The organism is Psychrobacter submarinus (assembly GCF_904846685.1).
GTDB classification, from domain to species: Bacteria; Pseudomonadota; Gammaproteobacteria; order Pseudomonadales; family Moraxellaceae; genus Psychrobacter; species Psychrobacter submarinus.
On sequence record NZ_CAJHBQ010000005.1, the window covers coordinates 16,633 to 42,155 of the forward strand.

27 protein-coding genes are annotated in these 25,523 nt (G+C 44.3%); 4 read left to right on the top strand and 23 right to left on the bottom strand.

Annotated features, from left to right (window positions below):
* Positions 1-25: 25 nt before the first annotated feature.
* Positions 26-1,225, top strand: coding sequence for a CobW family GTP-binding protein (locus tag JMY03_RS12150; protein WP_227675624.1), 1,200 nt, complete (start codon positions 26-28; stop codon positions 1,223-1,225).
* Between the two features lie 109 nt (positions 1,226-1,334).
* Here JMY03_RS12150 and JMY03_RS12155 read toward each other — a convergent pair whose 3' ends face one another.
* From JMY03_RS12155 to ubiG, 5 genes are all read right to left on the bottom strand, one after another.
* Entirely contained in the window at positions 1,335-1,601 is a 267-nt protein-coding gene (locus tag JMY03_RS12155; protein ID WP_201604041.1) for a DksA/TraR family C4-type zinc finger protein, read from the bottom strand.
* A 176-nt stretch (positions 1,602-1,777) separates the two neighbouring features.
* On the bottom strand, positions 1,778-2,572 hold the full coding sequence (locus tag JMY03_RS12160; RefSeq protein WP_201604043.1) for a substrate-binding domain-containing protein: 795 nt from the start codon (positions 2,570-2,572) through the stop codon (positions 1,778-1,780).
* A 242-nt stretch (positions 2,573-2,814) separates the two neighbouring features.
* Entirely contained in the window at positions 2,815-3,651 is an 837-nt protein-coding gene (locus tag JMY03_RS12165) for a YciK family oxidoreductase (protein WP_201604045.1), read from the bottom strand.
* Positions 3,652-3,714: 63 nt separating this feature from the next.
* A complete protein-coding gene (locus JMY03_RS12170) occupies positions 3,715-4,425 on the bottom strand; it encodes an HAD family hydrolase (protein ID WP_201604047.1) in 711 nt (236 codons plus the stop codon).
* Between the two features lie 97 nt (positions 4,426-4,522).
* Positions 4,523-5,353, bottom strand: a complete 831-nt coding sequence (gene ubiG / locus JMY03_RS12175) for a bifunctional 2-polyprenyl-6-hydroxyphenol methylase/3-demethylubiquinol 3-O-methyltransferase UbiG (RefSeq protein WP_201604049.1) — start codon at positions 5,351-5,353, stop codon at positions 4,523-4,525.
* Between the two features lie 409 nt (positions 5,354-5,762).
* Between ubiG and JMY03_RS12180 the strand changes: the two genes are divergently transcribed.
* The gene (locus tag JMY03_RS12180) at positions 5,763-6,380 is read left to right on the top strand and encodes a thiol:disulfide interchange protein DsbA/DsbL (RefSeq protein ID WP_201604051.1); all 618 of its coding nucleotides are present in this window, start codon (positions 5,763-5,765) and stop codon (positions 6,378-6,380) included.
* A 332-nt stretch (positions 6,381-6,712) separates the two neighbouring features.
* Here JMY03_RS12180 and JMY03_RS12185 read toward each other — a convergent pair whose 3' ends face one another.
* Both JMY03_RS12185 and JMY03_RS12190 read right to left on the bottom strand, forming a co-directional pair.
* Entirely contained in the window at positions 6,713-8,239 is a 1,527-nt protein-coding gene (locus JMY03_RS12185; protein WP_025646724.1) for a DUF3360 family protein, read from the bottom strand.
* 179 nt (positions 8,240-8,418) lie between these two features.
* Entirely contained in the window at positions 8,419-8,757 is a 339-nt protein-coding gene (locus JMY03_RS12190) for an HNH endonuclease (RefSeq protein WP_025646725.1), read from the bottom strand.
* Positions 8,758-8,976: 219 nt separating this feature from the next.
* Between JMY03_RS12190 and JMY03_RS12195 the strand changes: the two genes are divergently transcribed.
* Positions 8,977-9,615: a DUF4442 domain-containing protein gene (locus JMY03_RS12195; protein ID WP_201604053.1), complete on the top strand. Its 639-nt coding sequence runs from the start codon at positions 8,977-8,979 to the stop codon at positions 9,613-9,615.
* Positions 9,616-9,806: 191 nt separating this feature from the next.
* Here the strand turns inward: JMY03_RS12195 and rplS are convergent, their stop codons facing one another.
* The 4 genes from rplS to rpsP form a co-directional block, all read right to left on the bottom strand.
* Positions 9,807-10,238 carry a 50S ribosomal protein L19 gene (gene rplS, locus JMY03_RS12200; protein ID WP_201556773.1) on the bottom strand — a complete coding sequence of 144 codons (432 nt, stop codon included), beginning with the start codon at positions 10,236-10,238 and terminating at the stop codon, positions 9,807-9,809.
* A 223-nt stretch (positions 10,239-10,461) separates the two neighbouring features.
* Positions 10,462-11,214: a tRNA (guanosine(37)-N1)-methyltransferase TrmD gene (trmD, locus tag JMY03_RS12205; RefSeq protein WP_201604054.1), complete on the bottom strand. Its 753-nt coding sequence runs from the start codon at positions 11,212-11,214 to the stop codon at positions 10,462-10,464.
* 20 nt (positions 11,215-11,234) lie between these two features.
* A complete protein-coding gene (gene rimM, locus JMY03_RS12210; protein ID WP_025646729.1) occupies positions 11,235-11,765 on the bottom strand; it encodes a ribosome maturation factor RimM in 531 nt (176 codons plus the stop codon).
* Positions 11,766-11,903: 138 nt separating this feature from the next.
* Positions 11,904-12,170 (bottom strand): 30S ribosomal protein S16, encoded by a 267-nt coding sequence (gene rpsP / locus JMY03_RS12215; RefSeq protein ID WP_025646730.1) that lies wholly within the window; start codon positions 12,168-12,170, stop codon positions 11,904-11,906.
* Positions 12,171-12,410: 240 nt separating this feature from the next.
* Between rpsP and JMY03_RS12220 the strand changes: the two genes are divergently transcribed.
* Positions 12,411-13,928 carry an ATP-binding protein gene (locus JMY03_RS12220; RefSeq protein WP_201604056.1) on the top strand — a complete coding sequence of 506 codons (1,518 nt, stop codon included), beginning with the start codon at positions 12,411-12,413 and terminating at the stop codon, positions 13,926-13,928.
* A 99-nt stretch (positions 13,929-14,027) separates the two neighbouring features.
* Here the strand turns inward: JMY03_RS12220 and JMY03_RS12225 are convergent, their stop codons facing one another.
* From JMY03_RS12225 to JMY03_RS12280, 12 genes are all read right to left on the bottom strand, one after another.
* Positions 14,028-14,207 carry a hypothetical protein gene (locus JMY03_RS12225; protein ID WP_025646732.1) on the bottom strand — a complete coding sequence of 60 codons (180 nt, stop codon included), beginning with the start codon at positions 14,205-14,207 and terminating at the stop codon, positions 14,028-14,030.
* 88 nt (positions 14,208-14,295) lie between these two features.
* A complete protein-coding gene (locus tag JMY03_RS12230; protein ID WP_201604058.1) occupies positions 14,296-15,978 on the bottom strand; it encodes an ATP-binding protein in 1,683 nt (560 codons plus the stop codon).
* A 173-nt stretch (positions 15,979-16,151) separates the two neighbouring features.
* On the bottom strand, positions 16,152-16,868 hold the full coding sequence (locus JMY03_RS12235; protein WP_025646734.1) for a response regulator: 717 nt from the start codon (positions 16,866-16,868) through the stop codon (positions 16,152-16,154).
* A 521-nt stretch (positions 16,869-17,389) separates the two neighbouring features.
* Positions 17,390-17,806, bottom strand: coding sequence for a F0F1 ATP synthase subunit epsilon (locus JMY03_RS12240; RefSeq protein ID WP_025646735.1), 417 nt, complete (start codon positions 17,804-17,806; stop codon positions 17,390-17,392).
* Positions 17,807-17,916: 110 nt separating this feature from the next.
* Positions 17,917-19,350 carry a F0F1 ATP synthase subunit beta gene (gene atpD, locus JMY03_RS12245; RefSeq protein ID WP_201604060.1) on the bottom strand — a complete coding sequence of 478 codons (1,434 nt, stop codon included), beginning with the start codon at positions 19,348-19,350 and terminating at the stop codon, positions 17,917-17,919.
* A 38-nt stretch (positions 19,351-19,388) separates the two neighbouring features.
* Positions 19,389-20,270 carry a F0F1 ATP synthase subunit gamma gene (gene atpG, locus JMY03_RS12250; RefSeq protein ID WP_025646737.1) on the bottom strand — a complete coding sequence of 294 codons (882 nt, stop codon included), beginning with the start codon at positions 20,268-20,270 and terminating at the stop codon, positions 19,389-19,391.
* Between the two features lie 201 nt (positions 20,271-20,471).
* Positions 20,472-22,016 carry a F0F1 ATP synthase subunit alpha gene (atpA, locus tag JMY03_RS12255; RefSeq protein ID WP_201604062.1) on the bottom strand — a complete coding sequence of 515 codons (1,545 nt, stop codon included), beginning with the start codon at positions 22,014-22,016 and terminating at the stop codon, positions 20,472-20,474.
* A gap of 108 nt (positions 22,017-22,124) precedes the next feature.
* Positions 22,125-22,748: a F0F1 ATP synthase subunit delta gene (locus tag JMY03_RS12260; RefSeq protein WP_025646739.1), complete on the bottom strand. Its 624-nt coding sequence runs from the start codon at positions 22,746-22,748 to the stop codon at positions 22,125-22,127.
* A 13-nt stretch (positions 22,749-22,761) separates the two neighbouring features.
* Entirely contained in the window at positions 22,762-23,232 is a 471-nt protein-coding gene (locus tag JMY03_RS12265) for a F0F1 ATP synthase subunit B (RefSeq protein ID WP_025646740.1), read from the bottom strand.
* A gap of 137 nt (positions 23,233-23,369) precedes the next feature.
* On the bottom strand, positions 23,370-23,618 hold the full coding sequence (gene atpE / locus JMY03_RS12270) for a F0F1 ATP synthase subunit C (RefSeq protein ID WP_010197960.1): 249 nt from the start codon (positions 23,616-23,618) through the stop codon (positions 23,370-23,372).
* 33 nt (positions 23,619-23,651) lie between these two features.
* Complete coding sequence (atpB, locus tag JMY03_RS12275; protein WP_201556759.1) at positions 23,652-24,518, bottom strand: F0F1 ATP synthase subunit A; 867 nt, start codon at positions 24,516-24,518, stop codon at positions 23,652-23,654.
* Positions 24,519-25,115: 597 nt separating this feature from the next.
* Positions 25,116-25,514, bottom strand: a complete 399-nt coding sequence (locus tag JMY03_RS12280) for an ATP synthase subunit I (RefSeq protein ID WP_201604064.1) — start codon at positions 25,512-25,514, stop codon at positions 25,116-25,118.
* Positions 25,515-25,523 lie beyond the last annotated feature (9 nt).

Sequence of the window (25,523 nt, forward strand, 5' to 3'; positions counted from 1 at the left end):
ACGTGCCAATATGATGAGCATACCTGTGAAAAACCCAATTATTTTTCAAAACATACCTTGCACCTTAGTGACAGGGTTTTTGGGTGCTGGCAAGACGACCCTCATCAATCACTTACTGACTACCAAACCGACCGAGCAGCGCTGGGCGCTCTTAATTAATGAATTTGGTCGTATCGGTATTGATGGTACGCTGCTAAAAGGTGCTGATTGGTGGCAGGCGGCGCAAGAGACGATCGCGGTACGGGAGGTCAGCGGCGGCTGTATTTGTTGCACCAGTCAGCTGCCCCTACAGATTGCGATTACCCGCCTGCTTAGCGATCATCGTCCGCAGCGCCTTATTATAGAACCCACCGGATTGGCACACCCACGCGAGTTGATACAACAACTGAGCGCGCCACATTGGCAAACAGCACTCAATATGCAGGCTGTAATAACGGTGCTAAGTGGCGGGCAATGGCAACAACAAAAGTATCGCTCGCACGATGGTTTTCAAGCGCATGTCCGTGACGCTGATGTCTTGGTGATCAATCGCTATATGCAGCTGAGTGAAAATGAGAGGCAGGCGTTACAAGAATGGATAACACGGCTCAATCCTGACGTGACCACTATCTGGACAGAATCTGAGCCTCACACCGTGGATGATCGCTCAAATAAGATAACTGCTTTGAATACCGCCTTATCAATGCTGATAGCACAGCTGACCAAACCAAGCCATACCATCTCTCGGCAACGCGCTACCAATAAAAGCCAGCCTAATCAGATTCGCATTTCCTTACAGCCACTTACTAGACAGCCACTTACTGGCTTGATGTCTAATCAAGCTATACAAAACAATGAAAGTCATGACGGCATAGCGGCAGATACTGAGCTCCCCTACCGCTATCACGAACAACAACAAGACATGCTGTTAGGGGGCTGGCGCTTGCCTGCACATTACGTATTTAACGCTGATGGTTTACAAGAATGGTTGTTAAAATTGCCTAACTGGCAACGTATTAAAGGCATGGTTCATACCTCTGACGGCTGGTTAAAGATTAACTTTACACCTGACAGCTTGACTATCACCACGACGAGCGCCCACATCGATAGCCGATTAGAAGTCATTTTGCAGACCGATAATGATTTGCCGATAGACAACGTTAGGTCAACCATCAGTCTTAGTAAAGATGATTGGCAGGCTTATGACCAGCAGCTGATGGCGCTGGTGCTTGAAGACAGACTCTAGTTACCTATAAAAAGACTACCTTTCAAAAAATGCCACACTCACAAAAAAGACCACCGTTGCTAAGTAAAATAGCAACGGTGGTCTTTTTTTATTGATTCGCTTTTACAAATTAGCGCAATTGGCTGTCTTTACTGCCGCGCCGATTGAATAGCTCTGCCGCTTTTGCCTCTTTTTCGAGCATTGTCTGGCAACTGACGCAGTGCTGTACGCCAGGCAAAGCATGACGCCGCGCCTCGGGAATAGGATTACCGCACTCATCGCAGTACTCACTACTCTCACCCTTAGGTATCGCACTTCTAGCGCGATCTACAGCATCGTTAACAGTTGCATCCATTTGCTCATGCTCTGCGCCATCTCTTGACCAGCCACCTGCCATAATTCACCTTTATCAGTAGTACTGAGCTTTTAATTTTAGAATAAAAGTCTTTAATAACAGATAGATGGGGTTAGAATGCGCTTATTTCAATACAAACGTTTATTATGATTTACTTTTGATTAAGAGTTATATTTAAATTCTATCTCTTTATAAAGTATGTTTGTATTGCTTTTTATCTATCGCTGCCATCCTTCCGTTTTCATAATCTTTTGCGCCTTTCTTGTCAGCAAAAAATTGAGAAAATCTTGTGTTTGAGAGTCAGCTTTTGGCGATATCACAATGTTCAAATCACGCCAAATGATACGATCTTTATCTATGTAAACCATATCCATATCTTCAGAATTATGAATCGGCCAGTTGGGCCAAGTAATCCAAGCATCTGCCTTCTGCTCTTTAAAGGCTTTAAAACTAGCTCCAGATCCTAATGAATAGGCTACAATGTTATTTCGAAAACGAGCAACATCATCTAAGCTTCCCTTACGCCCTGCAACATCTTCCCACACTCCAGTGCCTGACGTGTTATACGTTCCTTTACCTTCGGTCACAACTATTTTAATCCCCTTAGCTAATAAATCATCAAAGCTACGTATATTTTTAGGATTTCCTTTTTGTACAGCTATGATTGCTGGTCGGATATAAATGGGTTCAACTTTTTCATGATCAAAAGTTTCGTATGTCTCAAGAAATGCAGTCATTGATTGCTCAGAAGTTCCCCACAGAGCATCGGCATCAGCTTGAGCGTCAGCCGACCATTTGTCTTCAGGTCCTGCTATTAATTCTACCTTGGTACCACCTTGCTTTTCCCAGACATCTGCCACTTTTCTTAAAGCGGTATGTGGGCCACCTGCTCCATACAGCTTTATGACACCATCCTGAGGATTGTGCTCGATGGAAGGATCAAAAAGCGTGGTTTGCGCAAAAGCTGAAGTACAACTTAGCAGCACACATGCAGCAGCAATGGACTTATTCATAAGTATTATCCTAAGTAAAAATCATTGGTAGTTTTGACAAAAAACAGAGTCGTATTTACTATAAAACAGATATCTTGCTGTTGGTATATATTTTTTGTAGCTTCTATTAGCACATCAAGCAACTAAAGAAAATTTATACCAGTTTCGCATCCTAGTACGACGCATCTATTTCATTTAGTATCAACTATAGCTACCCAAATTACTTTTACGCTTTGTATTCATGCAAGTTTAAGTAACACCTCTTAATCTTTTGGCTGTAGCTCAACCACTTGCCCGCGTACACCAATACTTTCGTTACTCATCAAGCAGACGTAGGCTGACATGATGTCTTCCGGCGTTTTTAAACTCATGGGATTTTCTCCTGGATAAGCATGAGCACGCATGTTGGTGCGGATACCACCCGGATTGATACAATTAAAACGTAAATTGGTGGTGTTTTGCGTCTCTTGAGTAAAGATATCACTCATTCCTTCTAGCGCTTGCTTAGATAGAGCATACGCGCCCCAAAAAGCGCGAGGATACGTACCGACTGTGCTTGAGGTAAAGACAATAGAGCCATTGTTGGCATCTTTTAGCAGTGGCAGTAGCGCTTGAGTCAGCTTAAAGGTAGCGGTGAAATTTATCTGCATCACCTTGGCAAACATATCGACGTCGTACATCTCAAGCGGGGTCAACGCGCCTAAGATACCTGCATTATGCAGAAGACCGTCTAATTGACCAAACTCCTTATCGATTAGCCGTTCCAGCTTTTGCATCTCATCATAACTGGCCGTTTCGAGATCCATAGGTAAAATAGCGGGCTGCTTACCGCCCATACTTTCGATTTCATCATAGACTGCTTCAAGCTTACTAGTCGTGCGTCCTAAGAGTAGTACCGTTGCACCAAAACGTGCATAAGTTAAAGCGGCAACTCGGCCAATACCGTCCCCTGCTCCAGTCACTAGAATCACTTTGCCCTCTAAGCTGTCATCTTCTGCGACAAAATTACGGATTTGCTCATGACTCAAAGGCTGATAGCTATTTTCATTTGTTGTATTCTGCTCAGAGTTTTTCTCAGTACTGCTTGTAGTGTTGTTCATGGTATTACTCACTGCTATCGATAGGGTTTATACGAGATTGACTAATTTAAAAAGCGCGACTGTTTACAAGTAATCAAAATTACCAGACCTTAATAATAATTGCTTAAGCTGCTTTGGCGTTTTGACAATATGAGATGCGCCCCACTTCTTTAGGTTAGGCTGATCTTCTGCAGGGATATAGCCATAAGCCGCTAGAATGGTAGGCATGCCAGCGGCATTGCCTGCTTCGATATCGCGTATATGATCGCCAACATACAGCACACAAGCAGAGCCGCCACGCGCTATGCCTAGTTTTTCTAGGGCCAAATACATAGGCTCAGGATCAGGCTTAGTACGTGATACATCTTCAGGGCAGACCAGTACCGAACAGCGCTCATCGAGCTGTAGTTTACTTAGTAGTAGCTCTGCTAAGTGGCGGGGTTTGTTCGTGACGATGCCCCAAGGGGTGCCGTTTTTCTCAAGGGTCTGTAGTAACTCGTCAAGCTCAGTAAAAACACAACTATCGACACAGATATCGGCCTCATAATCATCCAAGAACTGCTGCCGATAAGTGAGTAGCTCCTCTTCAGTGACGCCGACTTGACCATTATGCTCTAGCATGAGCTTGACCATTGCTGAGGCACCAGCAGAGACTTGCTGGCGAATATCGGCATCACTTGGCGCTTGCCACTCATTCTCTTGGCTCATCTTGCCAATGATACGCACAAAGTCAGCAGCAGTATCGATCAAAGTACCATCTAGATCGAAGAGTACCGCCTTCACAAAATTAGTCATAGTCGCTGCCTTAATTGATGAGTATTATGCTGTTATAAAAGACCCATTTACGCTTATCTCTTCAGCATTATTGATTTAGTCTTATTGATCCATAGGCTTATTGATCCATAGGCTTATGCACTGCCATCATATAATTGACATCGACATTCTGTGCAAGCCAGTAGCGCTTGGTAATGGGGTTATAGTGTAGTCCAATAATATCTTGGCGATTAAATCCGGCGTTGAGTGCCATTTTATCCAGCTCAGCTGGGGTGATGAATTTGGCGTAATCATGCGTACCGCGATCCAATAATCTCAGTACATATTCAGCGCCAACAATAGCAAACAAATAGGACTTAGGATTACGGTTGATCGTCGATAATACACAGACGCCGCCTGGCGCTAATAGATCATAGCAAGCTTGTACGATAGCGCTAGGGTCTGGGACATGCTCTAACATCTCCATGCAAGTGACCACATCGAACTGAGCTGGCATCTGCGCCGCTACAGTCTCAACCGCGATATGCTGATAACGTAGCGTCTCCTCTAAACCGCTTTGCTGTGCATGCAGGGTCGCTGCCTTTAGGTTCTCAGTACCCAAATCGATACCGGTGACGTCAGCGCCGCGCCGCGCCATAGACTCAGATAAAATCCCACCGCCGCAGCCAATATCGAGTATCTTTTTACCTTGTAAGCCATCAGCTGCGGTTTTGTTAGTATCCGCGCTTTGATACCCGCGCTCAACGTTTTCAGTGATCCAATTGAGACGTAGCGGATTGATCTCATGCAAAGTCGCAAACGCCCCTGTCTTATCCCACCACTCGCCTGCAAGCTGGTTGAACTTATCAACCTCACCAGGGTCTACATTCGTGACCGTTTGCTCTGCTATATCCTCTTGTCCATCTTGATTTTTGTTGGTTGTATTTTGATGGGGCTGCGTTGCGCTCATAGAAATATCCTTGAATACGGTTATCGTCGTTGTCGTTGTTATTAGATTCGATAGGCTCAAAAAACTAAGAATTCATCAGTGATAGCGATGAGGTCTTAGCAAGCTAATACTAAAAACACTCTACTGCTAGTATCAATAGCGTTAGAAACCATAGGTAATGTTAGCATGAGCGTCGTTATATTACCTTAGCCACCTAGTGACCGATTGTGAACGTCTGATAAAATAGATAGTTGTTTATACATTCTCAAGCTATAAATAATAGCTACAGCGCGGCAACTATTGGTTAAGAATACGGTTCACAATGACGGTCATTTTACGTTATTATAGCCGAAGTGTATTTAACCTTTTTTTAGCACTTTTGATAAGTGCCTCTTAACACCCTCAAGCCGTAAGAATTAAAGGAAGAAGTATGAAACGTGTCCTCGCATTGACTGGTTTAGCCTGCGCCATTGGCTTTGCTAATATGAGCGTACAAGCGGCCGATTATGTCGCCGGTAAAGATTATAAAGTTCTTGATAATCCAGAAAAAATCAGCGGTGATGCTATCATTGTTCGTGAGTTTTTTTGGTACGGCTGCCCTCATTGTTACTCTTTGAACCCGCATATGGAAAAATGGGCAAAAACTAAAGACAAAGATGTCGCATTTTTCAAGACTCCCGCCGCCCTAAACCCAGTTTGGGAATCTAGCGCTCGTGGGTTCTATGCCGCGCAGCTATTAGGTTATGAAGACAAAACTCATGATGCGCTATTCGATGCAATCCACAAGGATGGTAAAAAACTATTTGACCAAGCTTCACTCGCTAATTGGTATGCCTCACAAGGCGTCGACAAAAAGAAATTCAATAGCCTCTATAACTCTTTTGCAGTAGGCACCAAAATCGGACGCTCACAAGCAGGCGCCAAGCGTTATCAGCTCACGGGTGTCCCTGCCGTCGTAGTACAAGGCAAATACGTGGTATCCGGTGAGAGCGCGAAAGTCCCTAAAGTGGTAGACTTCTTAGTGGATAAAGTGCGCGCTGAAAAATAGTAGCGCCGCTAGATAGCTATAGTTGATTCACTTCAAATCCGACACAGTGCTACTGGGATAAATTTTGTGCAGCCTCTGGAGTGCGAAGCGCACAGCAAGCAAATAAAATTTATACCAGTAGCACGAGAAAATAAATATATTGGTTTTATTTCGAATTAACTATATTAAGGTCATAAGCTCCATGGCACTCATATAAAAAACATCTAAGATATAAAGAGTACATAAGAGCGAAAATAGCTTATATATACCCTATAAAATCTAATAGCATAAAAAGCCAGCTTAATAAAGCTGGCTTTTTATGTTTGTACCTGTGTTAAACCTTCAACCCTATCCTAGTGGCGAAAGCTTGGTAATAGTGCCGGAATACCAGGCAGCATACCCACAATGGCCATCACCCCAGTCAAGATCACAAAGGTGACTACCGGAATGATCCAGCGACTCATCTTAGATAAGTTGGCACTGCGCTCTTTTGAGCCAATCAGACCTAAGTTATCTAATACTAAAGTAATAGACCACCCAAATGCTGGGTTTACTAACGCTGAGGCAAAAACAACAATCGCCGCCGACTGTGTGGTTTTACCTTCACGGGTCATCTCCATACCCGCCTCGAGTAGCGGAATGAACACTCCAACGATTAAGGCCACACACATGACTGGCTCCCAAATCGCAAGATCCATGGGATAACCCCAAACCCCAGCGATGACACAAAATAGTCCGGTTAGTACCGCGCCAGCTGGGATTGGGCGCTTAGCGATGGCGGCAGGCACAATATAAGTGCCCCAAGAAGAAGCAAAATTAGAGCCACCAAGTACCGAGCCTGCTACCTGACGCACCGAAGCGCTAATCATCGTATCATCGATATCCATACGCACGCGCTCAGTACGCTCAGGATAGCTAATCTTTTGAAACACCTGATGTCCCAAAAAGTCCGGCGACCACATCGCCACTGCCAATACCGCAAAGGGTAGTACCACAATGAAACTCTCAATCGTTGGCAGCCCTAGCATCCAGCCGGTGTTTTCGCCCCACCAGTACATCGGACTCATATTAGGCAAACCAGGCGTGGTCTTAAATTCAAACGGTGCGCCCATAGCAAAGGCCACGCCGCCGCCTAATAAGCAGCTGAGCGGCACGGCAAGCCATCGCTTTTGATAGTTTTCTAACACCGCATACAGGATAATAGTGAGCAAAATCACCACAAAGGCAATATGCGCCATACCAATGCCTTCTGCCCAAGCAAAAAGGTTTTTGACTTGTGAGATAGTCCCAATAAAGCCAAGATAGAGCAGCAGACCGCCGCACACCCCCTTACTGGTTAAATTGGCCAATAAGCTTCCGCCTTTGCTGATCGCAAGCAGCAGACCAAAAGCGCCAATGAGTAAGCCAAAAGCCATAGGGTGGCCACCGGCGGCAACGACAATCGGAATAAGAGGAATCAGCGGCCCATGAGTACCAGCAAGGTTGGCAGTAGGCAGCAAAAAACCTGAGAATAAAATGACAAAAAACGCGACTATGAGCAGCTCATAACGCACGTTTTCTAAAACAAAGGCTTCTCCTAAACCAAGAGGCCCTGCAAAAGTTGCGGCAATAGCGCCAACCATCACGACTTTACCGATAGTAGCTGCCATCGCCGGAATGGTATCTTCAAACTCGAAACGATAATCTCTAAAAGGTAAATTTGGTCGCCAGCGCTTAGGTTGCATGATTTGTAATTCATGATTGAGATAAGCGTCGCGACTCTCAAAACTTGCGTAGGGTTGATGTAATTCGGCATAGCTACCTTGCAAAGGATCATTTTCATGAGCAAGGTTGGGATTAGCGTCTGCGTTTTTTGATGCGGGGATTTGAGGATTACTCATCACATCTCCTTATGTTGACTGAGAACTTAAATAATCCTTTGTTCGTTTTAATTACCGATAGTTAGGACTGCTGTCTAGACCTATTCTTAAAGGTTAAACTACCGTAAACAAAGGGGTGGTCATTGTAGGTCATCAGTATCTATAATGCGAGTATTGTTTTCCCATCGCTATTTATAAGCTTAATTTCTTACTCTTATCTTCAGCCCCGTTGGCCGTTTTTTTACCCAATTGACAAACTTTTCGACTTCGCTATGTTCTTGTAAGCGCGCTATCGTATGATAATAATTTGCCAACTCATGATTAGTAAAAATTTTATGGATTTGGCTATGACAAGGACGACATAGCATGGCAATATCGCCACTCATCTCAGTGCGGCTAAAGCGGCGCTGCGTACGGGCCTTGTTGTGCCGTGAGCGCGGAATAAGATGATGGCGAGTCAAGGGTAGATTTGTGCGGCTACAGAGCTGACAGCTCTCTTCTACTGTCTCCTCCTTTTGCTCACTGTTAGTCTTTGACATAGCTAGTCTCCTTTTCTTCTTCTCTCACTCTACTTTCTATTATAAAATAAAATTTGGGCATTTAAGTGTACACTTGTACGTTAGGCGCATGGTTCAGTAGTCAATAGCGACAGTTGCTAATACTGCGCATTTGCGCTGACTGGATAAAGATTACTCAGACTGATTGCTGATTATAGCCGACTGATATTATTATAAAAATTAGGGATTGAAGGATAAAAGATGAAGCTATTTCCAAAAAATTTCGAGATATTAAATCGCAAAGCCAAACAGTACATTATGCCGATACTGACGCCGCATCTATTGAAGCTACGTATCAATACCTACGCGCCTTATGTAGGTGCGGGTATCAAGCTTGAGCACTTAGATACCGATCAAGGATTATGCGTTGTCAGCATGGGGCTGACGGCTTTGAATAAAAACATCGTTGGCACACAGTTTGGTGGTAGTTTGTACGCTATGACCGACCCTTTTTATATGCTGCTATTGATGCAGCAATTAGGGAGTAATTATGTAGTGTGGGATAAAAGCTCACACATTGAGTTTGTCGCGCCAGCTACTAGTAAAGTAACGGCACGGATAAAAGTCTCTAGCAGTGAGGCGACGGCTATTCGCAAACTCGCTGAGAGTGGCGAGCCAGTATTTCGCGACTATCGTACTGAAATCGTCGATAACAACCAAAAAGTCGTCGCCATCGTCACTAAAACCGTCTATATTCGCTTGCGTAAGCACAGCAGATCTAAGAGTCAAGCCAGTCGTCTAGATTTACCAGATAAGCCAAACGACAATGTAAGTAACAATGTAAGTGACAATGTAAGTGGTGAAGCAAGCAGCGAAGTAAGCTCTGGAGAAAATAATTAAAGTTGTGCTTTATCAATACAAAAACCCCAATCTATGCGCAAGCTAGATTGGGGTTTTGTCTTTTTTGGTACGCCTACTTATTTATATAATAAACCTATGAATAAGGGCTTGTCACTATCGCTAGTAATGATTACTGATAAGTAATTCATAACTATCAATAGTTAGGCTCAACATTGAGCGCGACTGCTGGCTTAGATACCAGGTGCAGTCTCAACCGCATCAGGGACGCCAGCATCAGTCTTCTTTTGAGCGCCAGCTTTTGTTGGACGTGCGCCAAGCTTCTCGCGGATACGTGCTGATTTACCAGAACGCTCACGTAAGTAGTATAGTTTCGCACGGCGAACGGCACCGCGGCGCTTCACTTCAATGCTATCGATGATTGGAGAATGCAGTTGGAAAGCACGCTCAACACCAACACCGCTTGAGATTTTACGGACGGTAAACGCAGAGTTTAGACCACGGTTACGCTTAGCGATAACGACGCCTTCAAAGGCCTGTAGACGCTCACGCTCGCCTTCACGTACTTTTACTTGTACGACGACAGTATCGCCAGCGCTAAAGTCAGGGCGTTCTACTAGTTGAGCATTTTCAACGCTTTGAACTAATGGATGTTTGTTGCTCATGAGAGTTGTCTCCTCACATTAGATAATAGAGGCTAAGCGCATATTACCTGTTTGTAATAATTAATTGTCTCTGTCTACTCTTTAAATTGATAGTAGGTAGATACAAGGTAAGTGGGGTTGGGTAAACGGCCATTACACTATAGCCGGTTCATTATTGCGCAAAATTCTTTTTAACAGTTTAGCTATACTGACGACATAAGTAAGCATCTGACTATTATGGACGCTACTTTGATTGCTCTTTTAGCCAGCGGGCTTGCTCAGCTGTTGGACTAAAAGCTTGCCATAAATCTGGCCGTCTTGCCTTGGTACGCTCGACTTGCTGACAAAAGCGCCACTTAGCAATATTGGCATGATGGCCTGAAAGCAATACTTCCGGAACCGCCATACCAGCAAACTCATGCGGCTTAGTGTAATGAGGACAATCGAGCAAGCCATCGACAAACGAGTCTTGCACCGCAGATTTGTCATCACCCATAACGTTAGGTAAACGACGTATCACACTGTCCATCAGCACCATAGCTGGGAGTTCACCGCCAGTTAAGACGTAATCACCAAGCGATATTTCTAGATCGACGTATTGTGTCAACAAGCGCTCATCGATGCCTTCATAACGACCACATAATAAAATCATGCCATCATAATCAGCCATCTCAAGTACGCTATCTTCACTAAGCGTCCGCCCTTGCGGTGACAGGTAAACCACCGGACAGTGTTTGCTGTCAGTACGGCAACCGTGCAGGCGAGCTTGCTCTTTAGCATCGTCAATCGCTTGCGATAGTGGCTGAGCCATCATCACCATACCAGGACCACCACCATAGGGACGTTCATCAATACGGCGGTAATTGTCAGTGGTATAATCGCGTGGATTAATGCACTCAATCATAACTTGCTGCTGAGTCACCGCGCGTCCAGTGATACCAAAATCACGAATCGCAGCAAATATCTCAGGAAAGATAGTTATGACAGCAAAATACATCAGCAATCACTAATCACAGATCAATAGTCACTTGGCCAAGCAGCGACAACGGTTTTAGCCGTTATATCTACTTCAAGCACAGTCTGTTTGTGCCAAGGTATCAGACGCTCTTCATCATCTAAGCTGTCTGAGGTAGCCGCGACACGCATAATGTCATGGGCACCGGTTTCAAACATCTCAGTAATATCGCCTAAATACTCATCTTGCTCATTGAAGACTCGCACCCCGATCAAATCGGACCAATAGTACTCATCTTCGCCAGTCTCAGGCAAGACATCTTGCTCCACCCAAAGGGTTACCCCATTCATGGTTTCTGCAACATTACGATCAGGAACTTGCTCAAACTGAGCGACAATACCCGATCCTTGCTCTCGCCAAGCTTTGACAGTCAAAGGCTTCATACCCATAGCGGTCTTCATATACCAAGGCTGCATATCAAATATAGCCGTTCGATCATCGGTATCGCTAAACACCCAAAGCCAGCCTTTTATACCGTAAGGCTTTTTGAGCTGACCTATTTTCATAAGGTTATTAGCAGGTGCTGATGACATAACGACTCTAAATGTGATAAATCAGTGTAAGGTAAAGAAGATAACGATATGCTATGGAGCACTAAGTTTGTAAGTCAGTATCTCTAAAATCAGACCCTAAAATAGCTAATAAGCTATTTAAAGATCATCACTTAAAACTTAAGCAGTCGCTTCGCTTTCAGCAGCCTTGTTGTAAGACTTTGCTAATGAAGCAACGCGATCTGAAGGCTGTGCGCCTTTTGCGACCCACGCATTGTACGCTTCCATGTTTAAGCGTACTGCTTCTTCTGACTCTTTAGCCAAAGGGTTAAAAAAGCCAATGTTTTCGATGTAGCGACCATCACGCGCGCGGCGTTGATCAGCAACTACGACTTGATAAAATGGGCGTTTTTTGGCACCGCCCCGTGCTAAACGAATAACAACCATCTGATTTCTCTCTTTCGCAGGTATACCAAAAAGGGCACAATTATATCATAGTCTATTATTTTTGAAAACATAAACTGTGTTTATTTAGTTGTTTGATAACAATCACTTAGATGAGCGGTTTTTGCTGTACATTTAACCCAGCCCATAGCGCATTTTATGCGATTGCACTATACTCATCTCAGCACTCTTTTATCTTATATTGGTAATTATTCTCTACCTCTTTTGGAGCACCCTTCTGCTATGAGTACCGCGAACACTCCGACACGACGCTCTAGTAGTTGGTCGAACAGCTGGCTGACCACTTTTATGATTACTTTTATGGTCGTTATCAGCGTCAGCTTATCTATTTGGTTTTTTTGGCGCAGTCTTTATTTGCCTGAGCTAAAGACCCACGCTCGCTATTTGACCAGTGAGTTACGACTGATGAATAGTGCCAAACAGGATTGGCAAAATAACCCTGAAGTGCAGCGCTGGGTCTATGAGCACTCACATGTGGTCACAGTAGAAAACCCTAGCGACTTTCCACAAGTTGAGAAAAAGCGATTTGTCGGATTTTTTACCGATGTATTACAACGTGAAATCAGTGCGCAGCTGGGTCGTCCAGTACAGGTTTATTTTAAATTTAAGCCAACGCCGCAATTATGGGTGCAAGATAGCCGCGACACGAGTTTTTGGATACGTGAGCCGGTTATCTACTACTCCCAGTACAGTCCGACACTGTTAGGGTTTTTCTTACTCGGCATTCCTATTTTGACGCTACTGACCATTATCTTGATAGCGCGGCAATTGAATCGGCCCTTGCGCCATTTGCAGCGAGCCGCGACTAACTATATTCGTCTGGGTCATGCCACTACCCTGCCGACACAAGTAGGGCCTACTGAGATTCGGCAAGTCAATCTGGCTTTTAACCGCTTGTTCACTACGCTTAATCAAGCGCAAAAAGAGCGCACGATTATGCTCGCAGGTATCTCGCATGACTTACGGACGCCGCTGACCCGTATGCGCCTTACTGCTGAGATGCTGCCGGATGATTTTTTTCGAGAAGGCTTGATTTATGATATAGAAGATATGGACGCGATTTTGGAGCAGTTTATCTCGTTTATGAAAGATGGCTCTGATGAACCGGTGCGTTTGACTGACTTGGATACGATATTTAACGAGATTATTGTGCAGTTTGCGCCTATGGAGTTCGTTTATGAGTCTCAACTAGATAAGCAAGTACCTGTACGTCCTTTGTCTATCAAACGGATGATTATTAATCTAGTCAATAACGCCAATCGTTATGGAAAGACGCCTATTTTTCTATCAGCGACGGTGGTGCCTACCTTTAAAGAGACGCTAGCGACAACTGAGAGCGATGTCATTAGCGAGAGCGAAGTTATGGGTGAGGCGCAAGAGCAGCTGGTCATTTGTGTGCGTGACTGCGGTGATGGCGTAGCAGAAGATCAGTTAGAGCGTATCATGCAGCCGTTTGAGCGCGGCGAAACCGCTCGTACCACACAAGGTAGTGGTCTAGGTCTGGCTATCGTGAACCGTATTGCTAGATTACATCACGGTACGGTAGAGGCGATTAATCACCCCGAAGGCGGCTTACAAGTCTGTGTCAAAATACCGCTGATTGCTGAAGTTGACCAAGCAGCAGCGACTGATAAAGAGACTGTTAATAAGGAAACTAACAATACAGAAACTATTAATCCGGAGACTGCTGATAAAGAGGGGAGCTATGAAAAGGCCGATACTAAGGCTACAGATCGCTAAGTGCTACCGGCGACACTATCGGCAACACTATCAGTGATACTATCGAGACATGGCGAATAGAAGATAAAAGCATTTGCTGATTAAAAGGTAAGCCAAAAGCTAATCTGTAGTACCGATAGGGGGCGGGATATGCTCAGAGCTGTTGATAAAGTCTATAGGCTGCACCAGCTCATCTTGCGCTTGTTGTAAGCTCTGGGTAGTACTAGGCTGTTGAAAAAACAAATAGCTCACCAGTACCGCTGCATTGAGTATTATCAAGCCACCAAACAAGTAAGGCATCCAAGCTCTCCTCTATCTTCGTCCTATTTATAAAGCGCAATAATACTATTTAATTCTAATAAGTCTACAATAAGCTAAATGTTTAAGCTTAACTCTCAAAGCTGCGCTCGCTCTTTTCTTGGGTGATTTGGTCAGCGGCAATCGTCTGAGTTAGGGGTTTGACAGGCCAAGTCATGATAAAACGAGCGCCGCCAAGCTCTGGGCTTTCATCAACGCTCATGCTGCCATTGAACCAAAAAGCAATGCGCGAGACAATCGACAGCCCTAAACCATAACCGCCTGAAGCTCGGGTACGGCTGTCGTCTAAGCGAGCAAAAGGAATAAAGACCTTTTCGCGATCTTCTTCTGGAATACCCTGCCCATCATCTTCTACGCTGACAAATGCATTGCCCTTTTTCACCCAAGCGCTAATAATGATAGTACCTTCGGCATAACGCAGCGCGTTACCGGCAAGGTTTTGAATCACCCGGTGTAAGTAGCGTCGATCGGCCACGGCAGTCACTTTACTATTAGGAGGATTGCCAACGATTTTGATATCTTTGCCTAGGGCTTCTGTCTCACGGACAATTTGTTCTACCAATTCTTTCAGATTGACTGACTCTAAGTCGAGCTTAGGTGAACCTTCCTCTAGTTTGGCATAAGTCAAAATCTCATCGATTAAACCATTCAAAGCTTCGATATCTTCGTCGATATAGTCGCGCTGCATAAAGCGCGAGTCTTCATCGTCGGTATCGGCTAGCATATCAACCGCAAAGCGAATACGGGCAACAGGTGTGCGCAGTTCGTGCGATACCGCGCGTGTCAGCTCGCGCTGCGATTCAATCAAGCGCTTAATATGAGAGGTCATCGCATTGAAAGTAGCAGAGAGGCGCGCAATCTCATCTTGACCAATCACTTGTACCTGAATGTCGAGATTACCATCGCTGACCTCATTCACCCCCACTTGTATCAGCTGCAATTTGCGCTCAAGTGGGAAGATAAGCGCATAGACGCCTAAGCTGATTAGAAACATACTAATCAGTACCATACTGATAATCAAATTCAGTGGAAACCAGTTAAATAATGGTATTGGCCCCATTAAAACGGCCATATCATTGATCTCAGAGGGAATGACAATCTTGATAGAAGAGTTACCTTGGCTACTATTGCTATCTTGCAGCAAAATAACCACTTCATCACGGCGCAAGCGTGCCAACTGGTCATCATCTAAATCAAAAGTATCTATAGTGTCTAACGTCAAGGGATAAGAAAATTTGTTTTCAAGTTCCGTTAGGTGTGCGCGCTTCTCCGGCAGGGTCGCGTAATAAGACAAATCATCTAATAAGAACACCGCCATAGCGCGTACTTGTTGCTCAGTGACCTGCGAGACACGCACGGTCAATACTTTATCATCAGGTAAACGGTGGTAGACATCAGCATAGGCCGGTTGGCTGACATAACGAACTACCGTTTCGCCACTTTCGAAACGGCGTCGTTCACTAGCACTAAAATCTATATTTTCGATTGGCACGATACGAAACGTTGAGCCGAATAAACTACTAGCATCAGATAGCCAGTACTCGCGCTGGGTTTCCGACTCCTGATGCGCAAGACCCTCACTTACCAAGTAAAAAGCGCCAGTCGCCATATTCTCGCGATAGGTTTGCATACGCTCTTGATTGATAGTATCCATCAATAACTGCGCAAAAAGAGCAACACACAAGCAGACTATCAAGAGCCCAGCGTATATACGAACAAAGATACTGTGTTTTAAAGATGAGACTAATGACATAATTGCCGTAACCAAAGCATGAAATGATTTATTAGTAAATTGCTGCTGCTATTCTATAGCAACGCTCGTAAATATGTTAGAGTTTGCTGCATTAAAAACTTGATTAAGATCTTTATTCAAAAAATAAAAAAACCAGCACAGCGCTGGTTTCTTTACAAATAATCCCTATAGCCCTAGTTGCCTTCTTTGACGAACAAATAGCCTTTACTACGGACAGTCTTAATACGTTTTGGGTTTTCTGGATCGTCACCAATTTTAGGACGGATACGCGAGATACGTACGTCAATAGAGCGATCTTGACCATCATACTCAATACCGCGCAGGCGCTCAAAGATATCTTCACGAGATAAGATGCGGCCAGCATTAGATGCTAACAACCAAAGCAGGTCATATTCAGCGCTAGTGAAGTCAACCAATTCTTCGCCTAGATTCACTGAACGGCCACCATTATCGATGACTAGCTCACCAAACTCTAAACGCTGCGGTACATCTTCTGATGGGGCGTTTTCTGAGCGGCGCAATAACGCACGAATACGAGCTAATAGTACGCGCGGCTGGGCAGGCTTGGCAACATAATCATCCGCGCCCATCTCAAGACCTAGTACTTGATCCATATCTTCAGTACGAGCGGTCAACATCAAAATTGGATTTTGATAATGCGGGCGCACTTCACGGCAGACCGTCAAACCATCACTACCTGGCAGCATGACATCGAGCACTACCATGTCAGGCTGTTCATTGACAATACGGCGAATAGCACGATTGCCATCTGTCTCGATAGCGACTTCTAAGCCGTTTTTAACCAAATAATCTTGGGTTAACATAGCCAGACGCTCATCATCTTCAACAATCAAAATTCGCGGGGTGTTGTCATCTTCAGGGGTTGTCATCGTTATATCCTCTAATACATCTAAATTAAAAACAGAAAATTTGCAGCGAGAATGAATATTAAGAGAGCAGTAGTCTTAACAATGCTTCTACTTATCCTAAATACTTTTATATATTTTGTTTATAGGTGCAGCTCAGTCATAGCAAGCTAGTATACTACTAAACTTATAGCTTACCCTACTATAGCCTATTATCGTTAACAAAACCTATAAACAAGCCCGTCTAAAATCTTAGTTTTCGTCCGAAAGTAGGTAAATATAAAGCTTTCAAACAACATGGATACCAGTAGGTGTCATCTATTTATGAAAATTATAAATGAGTAGTTACGCTCGATACCTAGGGATAACTAATATAAATGCCGGATAGTGACAAACAAGGCCCGCTACTCTTTTATTATGTTAACAATATAACGAAATTCCTGCCTGACTACTAGGGTCTATAACCAAAAAAAACAGCCCAAATTGGACTGTTTCTAGTGAAACCTTGAACCTAACTTAAACGCTGATTAAGCGCATAAAACAGATTATGAGCGGTTTTGATACTTACGAATCGTTTGTAGCTGAGCGACTGATTCTGCTAATGAAGCAAGCGCGGCATTAGTCTGTACGGTATCTGTTTGGTTGACTAGTAACTGTTCAGCCTCCCGGCGTGCTTCGATGATTTTACTTTCATCAAGATTATGCGCACGCATAGCCGTATCGGCTAATACCGTAACCATCTTCGGCTGTACTTCAAGTACGCCGCCAGACACGTAGATGACTTCCTCTTGACCATCTGGCGTTTGTACTCGCATTGAGCCAGGCTTTAGCAAGGTAATCAATGGCGTGTGTCCTGGTAGAACACCAATCTCGCCTTCGCTACCAGTGGCAATCAGCATACTGATCTCGCCTGAATATAGCTCTTCACGGGCGCTTACGACGCGGCATTGTAACGTTGCCATACCTAAATCCTTATTATGAAAAAGTCTTAAAAACAGCGGGCTTGCTATCGAGCCGACTAGCGAATGAACGTGATAAACACCCTTTATTCGCCAGACGACTCTTTAGCGATTTATGCTGCTGTAGATTTCATTTTTTCGGCCTTAGCGACAACTTCGTCGATACCGCCAGCCATATAGAACGCTTGTTCTGGTAGATCATCATATTCGCCTGCGATGATTGCTTTGAAGCTAGCAATAGTATCGCGTAGTGACACATATTTACCAGGCGCGCCGGTGAATACTTCGGCGACGTGGAATGGCTGTGATAAGAAACGCTGAATCTTACGCGCACGATAAACGACCAGTTTATCTTCTTCTGACAGCTCATCCATACCTAGGATGGCGATGATGTCTTTGAGCTCTTTATAGCGCTGCAATACTTCCTGTACACCGCGAGCAACGTTATAGTGCTCTTCACCGATAACTTGTGGATCTAGCTGACGTGAGGTTGAATCTAGTGGATCAACCGCAGGATAGATACCTTGTGAAGCAATATCACGGCTTAGTACAACAGTCGCATCCAAGTGAGCAAACGTCGTTGCTGGCGATGGATCCGTCAAGTCATCGGCTGGTACATAAACGGCTTGAACTGAAGTAATAGAACCTGACTGAGTTGAGGTAATACGCTCTTGTAGTAAGCCCATCTCTTCAGCGAGTGTTGGCTGATAACCAACTGCTGATGGCATACGGCCTAACAGTGCTGATACTTCAGTACCTGCTAGTGTATAACGATAGATGTTATCAACAAACAAGAGTACGTCACGACCTTTGCCAGTGGCAGGATCTTTAGTATCACGGAAGTACTCAGCCATAGTTAGACCAGATAGTGCAACACGCAAACGGTTACCCGGTGGCTCATTCATCTGACCGTATACCATCGCAACTTTAGATTTGCTAAAGTCTTCAGTGTTGACAACGCCCGCTTCTTGCATTTCGTGATAGAAGTCGTTACCTTCACGAGTACGCTCACCAACACCAGCAAACACGGATAGACCTTCGTGCTTTAGCGCGATGTTGTTGATCAGCTCCATCATGTTAACGGTTTTACCAACACCGGCACCACCGAACAGACCAACTTTACCACCTTTTGCAAACGGGCAAAGTAGATCGATAACTTTAATACCAGTCTCTAGCAGCTCAGTGCTGTTTGACTGCTCAGCATAGTTTGGTGCATTACGGTGGATAGACCACTTCTCTTCAGCTTGTACGGGACCTTCTTCATCGATAGGACGACCAAGAACATCCATGATACGACCAAGCGTACCTGTACCGACTGGTACAGAAATAGCTGCACCGGTATTAGTCACTGGTAGGTTACGCTTTAGACCTTCAGTTGAGCCCATAGCAATCGTACGTACGATGCCATCACCTAACTGTTGCTGTACTTCTAGAGTGGTTTCGGTGCCATCAACTTGCAAGGCATCAAAAATCTGAGGAACTTCGTTACGGTTGAACTCGACGTCAAGAACCGCGCCAATAATCTGTACAATACGACCGCTACTCATTGCGTTCTCCTTGAACTTCTATATATGGTTGTAGTCAATTATGAAACAGCAGCAGCACCGCCAACGATTTCCGAGATTTCTCGGGTAATCGCCGCTTGACGCAGCTTGTTATAAACCAACTGTAAATCGTTAATTAGGTCACCAGCGTTATCAGTTGCCGCTTTCATAGCAACCATACGTGACGACTGTTCAGAGGCAATATTTTCCATGACCGCTTGATAAACGATCGATTCAATATAGCGTCCAAGTAATTCATCAATCAAAGTTTTGACATCAGGCTCGTAGATATAATCCCAACTAAGCTCAGTCTGCATACCGCTAGAATCACTATCAAATGACCCTTCAGGCAAAGGCACTAACTGGTTAACCGTTGGCTTTTGCGTCATGGCATTAACGAATTTGTTATAGACCACATAAATGCGATCAAGCTTGCCGTTAGCATAATCATCAAGCATCGCTTGTACGGGTGAATTCACCTGCTCGAAAGTCGGCTTATCGCCATAATCCGTCACCGCAGAGGTCACTTTTCCGCCAAAATTCTTGAAGAAGCTGACACCTTTGGCACCGATAACCGCAAATTCGGCTTGTACAGACTGATTTTGATAGTCTTGAATACTTGTGGATAAAGCTTTGAACAAATTAATGTTCAAGCCACCCGCTAGGCCACGATCCGAAGTGATAACAATATAGCCCACTTTATCAACCGGACGCGCTACCATATAAGGGTGTTTATAATCTGATGAGGCATGTACCAAATGCGAGATAACCCGGCGCATACTATCAGCATACGGGCGACCCACTTCCATGCGCTCTTGGGCACGGCGCATCTTACTCGCTGCAACCATTTGCATAGCGCGAGTAATCTTCTGGGTACTTTTAATACTGGTGACTTTGGCACGTATCTCTTTTAAGCTTGCCATAATGATTCCAATATAAGAGGGTTAAAAAGCAGTGGCGCATGCCGCATATGATAGAGAATTAACACTTAAAAATAAGGGTTATATGCGAGCATAACGCAATCTAATACCGATAAGGGTTAAAGCAGTGGCGCAACTATCTACTCAGACAACGCGCCACTTGGTATACGATAAGCTAAAACCAAATCGGCTTAACCCATTAAATTAATAACTGTGATTTTGTTTAAAAGTCTCAACAGCTGACTTCAAACGAGAAGCAATATCATCATTGTAATTTGCAGTCTCATTAATCTCGTTCATAAGCTCGCTCTGTTCGTCATGCATATAACGTAAGTAGCTTTCTTCAAAAGAACCGATTTTCTCTACCGGTACATCAGATAAGAAGCCTTCGTTTGAGGCATAAATAACTGCGGCCTGTTCAGCGATAGACATCGGCTGATATTGCTTTTGCTTCATCAGCTCTGTAACACGCTCACCATGGTCAAGCTGTTCACGAGTCGCATCATCAAGGTCAGATGCAAACTGAGCAAAGGCAGCCAATTCACGGTACTGTGCTAGTGCAGTACGGATACCACCTGAGAGCTTTTTGATGATCTTAGTCTGAGCAGAACCACCAACACGCGATACCGAGATACCAGCGTTGACTGCAGGACGGATACCTGAGTTAAATAGGCTTGATTCTAAGAAGATCTGACCATCAGTGATTGAAATCACGTTAGTCGGTACGAATGCAGAAACGTCACCGGCTTGTGTTTCGATAATAGGTAGTGCGGTCAATGAACCGGTTTTACCTTTGACTTCACCATTTGTGAAGTTCTCTACATAATCCGCGTTTACGCGTGATGCACGCTCAAGTAGACGTGAATGTAGATAGAATACGTCACCAGGATACGCTTCACGGCCTGGCGGACGACGTAGTAGTAGTGAGATTTGACGATAAGCGACGGCTTGCTTTGATAAGTCATCAAATACAATCAGCGCATCTTCGCCGCGGTCACGGAAGTATTCGCCCATTGTACAGCCTGAGTACGGTGCGATGTACTGTAGCGCTGCCGGCTCAGAAGCAGAAGCAACAACAACCGTGGTGTATTCTAGAGCGCCGGTTTGCTCAAGCTTACGTACGACGTTAGCGATAGTAGAGCGTTTTTGACCGATAGCCACGTAGACACACTTAATGCCAGAAGATTTCTGTGCGATGATCGCATCGATAGCCATAGCGGTTTTACCCGTCTGACGGTCACCGATGATAAGCTCACGCTGGCCACGACCGATCGGAATCATGGTATCAACGGCTTTATAACCGGTCATAACGGGCTGATCGACTGATTGACGGTCGATAACGCCTGGAGCGATTTTTTCGACTTTATCTGTCATTTTGGCATCGATAGGACCTTTGCCGTCAATAGGGTTGCCTAAAGCATCAACAACACGGCCTAATAATTCAGGACCTACTGGTACTTCAAGAATGCGACCCGTGCAATAAGCTTTTTGGCCTTCTTGCAATTGCAGATAGTCACCGAGTACGACTGCGCCAACAGAATCACGCTCTAAGTTAAGCGCCATTCCGTAGATTTCGCCTTCAAACTCAATCATTTCGCCGTACATGGCATCTTCAAGACCATGAATTTGCACAATACCGTCAGATACTTTGACAATCGTGCCTTCATTCTTTGCAGTTGCACCTGCATCAAGGTCTTGAATACGCTGCTTAATCAGATTACTGATTTCCGCTGGATTCAGTTGTTGCATTGCCTTGTTTCCTTTAATTTATGATAACCCGCCCACTGACTTGAATGCTCTTACTATCACGTAGCCGCTACTCCTTACTAACATAGTAGCGCTACGCTTATACTGGCATTAGGCAGTTAGCTGTGTTTTTAACTGTTGTAACTTGCCGCGCATCGAATCATCAATGATTTTGTCACCGACTTTTATGGTAGCGCCTGCCAATAGACTAGGATCAACCGTTTCGTGAATCACCACAGTCGCATTGAGCGATGCAGCTAGGCGCGTTTGAATCGTTTCGCGCTGCGCGGCAGTCAATGGATAAGCGGTCGTGACATAAGCATCAAGCTGTTTCAAGCTACTCGCTTTATGGCTACGATAGTGCTGATAAACTTCAGGAAGTAGGGCTAGACGCTCTTGCTGCGCCAATTGCTCTACGAAGTTGTTTAGCGCTGGTGACACTTTAGGATAGCTAATACTATTACCATAGCGAGAGCCTTTGCTCTCGCCTAGTAGTTGCTTAAAAGCAGAATCGTCATCACCAGCCACTTGTGAGTCATAAAGATCAACCAAAGCAGCTGACTTATGCTCAGCCGTGATGGCTGGGTTTTCTAGCCAATTACGAAACGCTTTGTCATTGACAACGTTGCTTGCGACAAACAAGAAATCTTCCCACTCGTTTACGGCCCCGTTCTCATTGGCATAGTCAAACGCGGCTCTTGCGTAGGGTCGTGCTAAGGTTGATAAATCAGCCATTATATCCTCACAGTTACAGCTTCGCCGCCAGTTGGTCTAACATGCTAGCATGTTTTTGCTCATCGACTCTATCTTGCAAAATCTTTTCTGCACCAAGGACAGAAAGCTCTGCAACTTGCGTGCGCAGTGACTCGCGCGCTTGATTGATCTCTTGATCAATTGACGCTTGAGCTTGCTGACGAATACGCTCACCTTCGGCTTGCGCTTGTGATTTTGCATCTTCGACCAGTTGATTAGCGCTCTTATTCGCCTGCTCAATTAAGGCTGCAGCTTTAGTCTTAGCCAGTTCAAGCTCTTGCTGGACATCTTGCTCTGCCGTAGCCAAGTCAGCTTTTGCTTTTTCAGCGGCATTTAGACCATCAGCGATTTTACGCTGACGCTCATTGATTGCGCCGATAAGTGGTGGCCACACGAATTTCATGCAAAAAACCACAAATATTGCAAAAGCAATGGCTTGACCGACGATGGTAAAATTGATGTTCACGTGATCACCTCTTTGTTAATGAAAAATCAGTTTCATTGATCCTGTCTGACCGTCCGACTCTGTATAACTTATAGGTTGTAACCTCAAAAAAGATAGACAACTTAAGACAGTCAAACATTTACAACTGAGCTTTCTGATTAACCTGCTAGAGGGTTAGCGAACAACAATAGCATAGCGATACCGACACCGATCATTGGGATCGCATCAAGTAGACCTGCTACGATGAACATACGGGTTTGCAATTGTGAACCAAGCTCTGGCTGACGGGCAACGCCTTCCAAGAATTTGCCACCTAAGATCGCAAAACCAATACCTGTGCCAAGTGCGCCTAAACCGATAAGTAGCGCTACTGCGATAACTGTGTAACCACCTAATACTGGATCCATTGATGTATCCTCATTTACCTATTGAATGTCTAATTAATGTTCAGTTGATGATGCTAGTGACAAATAAACTATCGTCAGCATCATGAATACGAACGCTTGAAGGGTAATAACTAAGATGTGGAAGATAGCCCACGGTACTGACAACGCCCATTGAATCCAAAAAGGCATTAGCGCGATCAGAATGAAAATCAACTCGCCGGCATACATATTACCAAATAGTCGTAAGCCTAAAGAGATAGGTTTCGCTATCAGCGTTACAAACTCTAAGATAAAGTTTACCGGGATGAAAATAATTTGTAAGATAGGGTTTTTTACGCTAAACGGATGCAGCGTCAGCTCTCCGATAAAGCCACCAACCCCTTTTTCTTTAATACTATAAAAAATAATCAACGCAAAGACAGCAAACGACATGCCAAGGGTGATATTAGGATCGGTTGTTGGAACGATTTTGAAGAAGACATGATGCGGATCATGACCCATAGCAGCGCCAACTTGGCCAGCTAAACCTGGAATAAAATCAACAGGAATCAAATCCATCAAGTTCATCAAAAAGATCCAGACGAAGATAGTTAGTGCTAAAGGTGCAATCAGCTTTGAGGTGCCACTATATGAATCGCGAACGTTATTATCAACGAATTCAACGATCATCTCGACAGCGGCTTGCGTTTTGCTAGGTACTCCTGAGGTTACCTTTCTGGCAACCATCCAAAAGATAGCACAAAATACTATGCCCAAACCTATTGACCACAACATAGAATCAAGGTGGATAGCATTAAAGCCCATAGCAGTTGCTTCTTCAGCAGTGTAGGCAACTTTCCAACCTTCGCCCGGCAAATAGCCGTACGTCCAGTTTGTTAAGTGGTGAGAGATATATTCTGTTGTTGTTTGTTCGCCTGCCATAGTGTCAGCTTCTCATTAATCAACGATTTACTCAGCTACCAAAATATGGCTGTCATCTGATACGTGAGTGATTAGGATTACTCTTTACCGCGCTCATCTACCGTAAATTGCATTAATACGATAGCGCGCAAATACACGCTTAATAATAAGCGCTCCCATACTCAAATACAGCCATCCCAATCTAACCTGTGCGATTAGCACGAATGCTTTTTGTTAGCTTTGCATAAATTTTAGCTACCAAAAAAGGGCCTAAAAGTAATCACTACTAGCCCTTTATATACGCATATAAACTTTTTATATGCTAATTTGCCTATCCATTTGGCAAGCGTATTGCTCAAAAAATTATGCTTAAGCAAAACAATTAGCTGTGTATATTAATGCAACGTTGTATTCGTGTAAAGTCAATTATTGGTTTTTTATCAACTGTAACGCTAAGGTAGAAGGTGACATCCTCACCCATATGGCTTTAAGTCGATAATTAAATTGTAAGATATTATGTTAATGGGTTGCCTTTAGCCCAAATTAGGCGTAAAGCGATTATAAAAACTCAAGAGCTATTCGTTTGTCACTATCAGAAAATAGCTTACTTTCAAGAGGTTATTTTATTCGGCCAAGCATTAAGACATGGCTGATTTTCATCATGATAAAACCTGCAAATAATGACAATACAGATAAAGGCTTCATCATGATAAAAATAAATGCAAAGCCAAAGACAGCAAGCAACCATTTGAGCGCTTGACCGCGAAAAAATTGCTTAACGATATGGTCGCGCGCACGATAGCCACTATGACTAAACGTAAAAGTAGCAAACACCATTTGCGTGACAAAACTAAGTGCCCCGCCGATAGCCGCACTTTTTGCGACGACTAGCTCGCCACCGAACCAAACGCGATCTATAAGCCAAGCGGCGATGATCACTAGGAGTAGCGCCCAAGTTTGCCGTTTCAGATAGACCTTTATTTGATCTTTTTGACTGCGTTTGGCAGGTTGGGTCATCAGCTATCC

Bases quoted from the DNA above. Each gene is read 5' to 3' on its own strand.
- JMY03_RS12155 (WP_201604041.1), bottom strand. From the start codon at position 1,601: ATGGCAGGTGGCTGGTCAAGAGATGGCGCAGAGCATGAGCAAATGGAT.
- JMY03_RS12160 (WP_201604043.1), bottom strand. From the start codon at position 2,572: ATGAATAAGTCCATTGCTGCTGCATGTGTGCTGCTAAGTTGTACTTCA.
- JMY03_RS12165 (WP_201604045.1), bottom strand. From the start codon at position 3,651: ATGAACAACACTACAAGCAGTACTGAGAAAAACTCTGAGCAGAATACA.
- JMY03_RS12170 (WP_201604047.1), bottom strand. From the start codon at position 4,425: ATGACTAATTTTGTGAAGGCGGTACTCTTCGATCTAGATGGTACTTTG.
- ubiG (WP_201604049.1), bottom strand. From the start codon at position 5,353: ATGAGCGCAACGCAGCCCCATCAAAATACAACCAACAAAAATCAAGAT.
- JMY03_RS12180 (WP_201604051.1), top strand. From the start codon at position 5,763: ATGAAACGTGTCCTCGCATTGACTGGTTTAGCCTGCGCCATTGGCTTT.
- JMY03_RS12185 (WP_025646724.1), bottom strand. From the start codon at position 8,239: ATGAGTAATCCTCAAATCCCCGCATCAAAAAACGCAGACGCTAATCCC.
- JMY03_RS12190 (WP_025646725.1), bottom strand. From the start codon at position 8,757: ATGTCAAAGACTAACAGTGAGCAAAAGGAGGAGACAGTAGAAGAGAGC.
- JMY03_RS12195 (WP_201604053.1), top strand. From the start codon at position 8,977: ATGAAGCTATTTCCAAAAAATTTCGAGATATTAAATCGCAAAGCCAAA.
- rplS (WP_201556773.1), bottom strand. From the start codon at position 10,238: ATGAGCAACAAACATCCATTAGTTCAAAGCGTTGAAAATGCTCAACTA.
- trmD (WP_201604054.1), bottom strand. From the start codon at position 11,214: ATGTATTTTGCTGTCATAACTATCTTTCCTGAGATATTTGCTGCGATT.
- rimM (WP_025646729.1), bottom strand. From the start codon at position 11,765: ATGTCATCAGCACCTGCTAATAACCTTATGAAAATAGGTCAGCTCAAA.
- rpsP (WP_025646730.1), bottom strand. From the start codon at position 12,170: ATGGTTGTTATTCGTTTAGCACGGGGCGGTGCCAAAAAACGCCCATTT.
- JMY03_RS12220 (WP_201604056.1), top strand. From the start codon at position 12,411: ATGAGTACCGCGAACACTCCGACACGACGCTCTAGTAGTTGGTCGAAC.
- JMY03_RS12225 (WP_025646732.1), bottom strand. From the start codon at position 14,207: ATGCCTTACTTGTTTGGTGGCTTGATAATACTCAATGCAGCGGTACTG.
- JMY03_RS12230 (WP_201604058.1), bottom strand. From the start codon at position 15,978: ATGTCATTAGTCTCATCTTTAAAACACAGTATCTTTGTTCGTATATAC.
- JMY03_RS12235 (WP_025646734.1), bottom strand. From the start codon at position 16,868: ATGACAACCCCTGAAGATGACAACACCCCGCGAATTTTGATTGTTGAA.
- JMY03_RS12240 (WP_025646735.1), bottom strand. From the start codon at position 17,806: ATGGCAACGTTACAATGCCGCGTCGTAAGCGCCCGTGAAGAGCTATAT.
- atpD (WP_201604060.1), bottom strand. From the start codon at position 19,350: ATGAGTAGCGGTCGTATTGTACAGATTATTGGCGCGGTTCTTGACGTC.
- atpG (WP_025646737.1), bottom strand. From the start codon at position 20,270: ATGGCAAGCTTAAAAGAGATACGTGCCAAAGTCACCAGTATTAAAAGT.
- atpA (WP_201604062.1), bottom strand. From the start codon at position 22,016: ATGCAACAACTGAATCCAGCGGAAATCAGTAATCTGATTAAGCAGCGT.
- JMY03_RS12260 (WP_025646739.1), bottom strand. From the start codon at position 22,748: ATGGCTGATTTATCAACCTTAGCACGACCCTACGCAAGAGCCGCGTTT.
- atpE (WP_010197960.1), bottom strand. From the start codon at position 23,618: ATGGATCCAGTATTAGGTGGTTACACAGTTATCGCAGTAGCGCTACTT.
- atpB (WP_201556759.1), bottom strand. From the start codon at position 24,518: ATGGCAGGCGAACAAACAACAACAGAATATATCTCTCACCACTTAACA.
- JMY03_RS12280 (WP_201604064.1), bottom strand. From the start codon at position 25,514: ATGACCCAACCTGCCAAACGCAGTCAAAAAGATCAAATAAAGGTCTAT.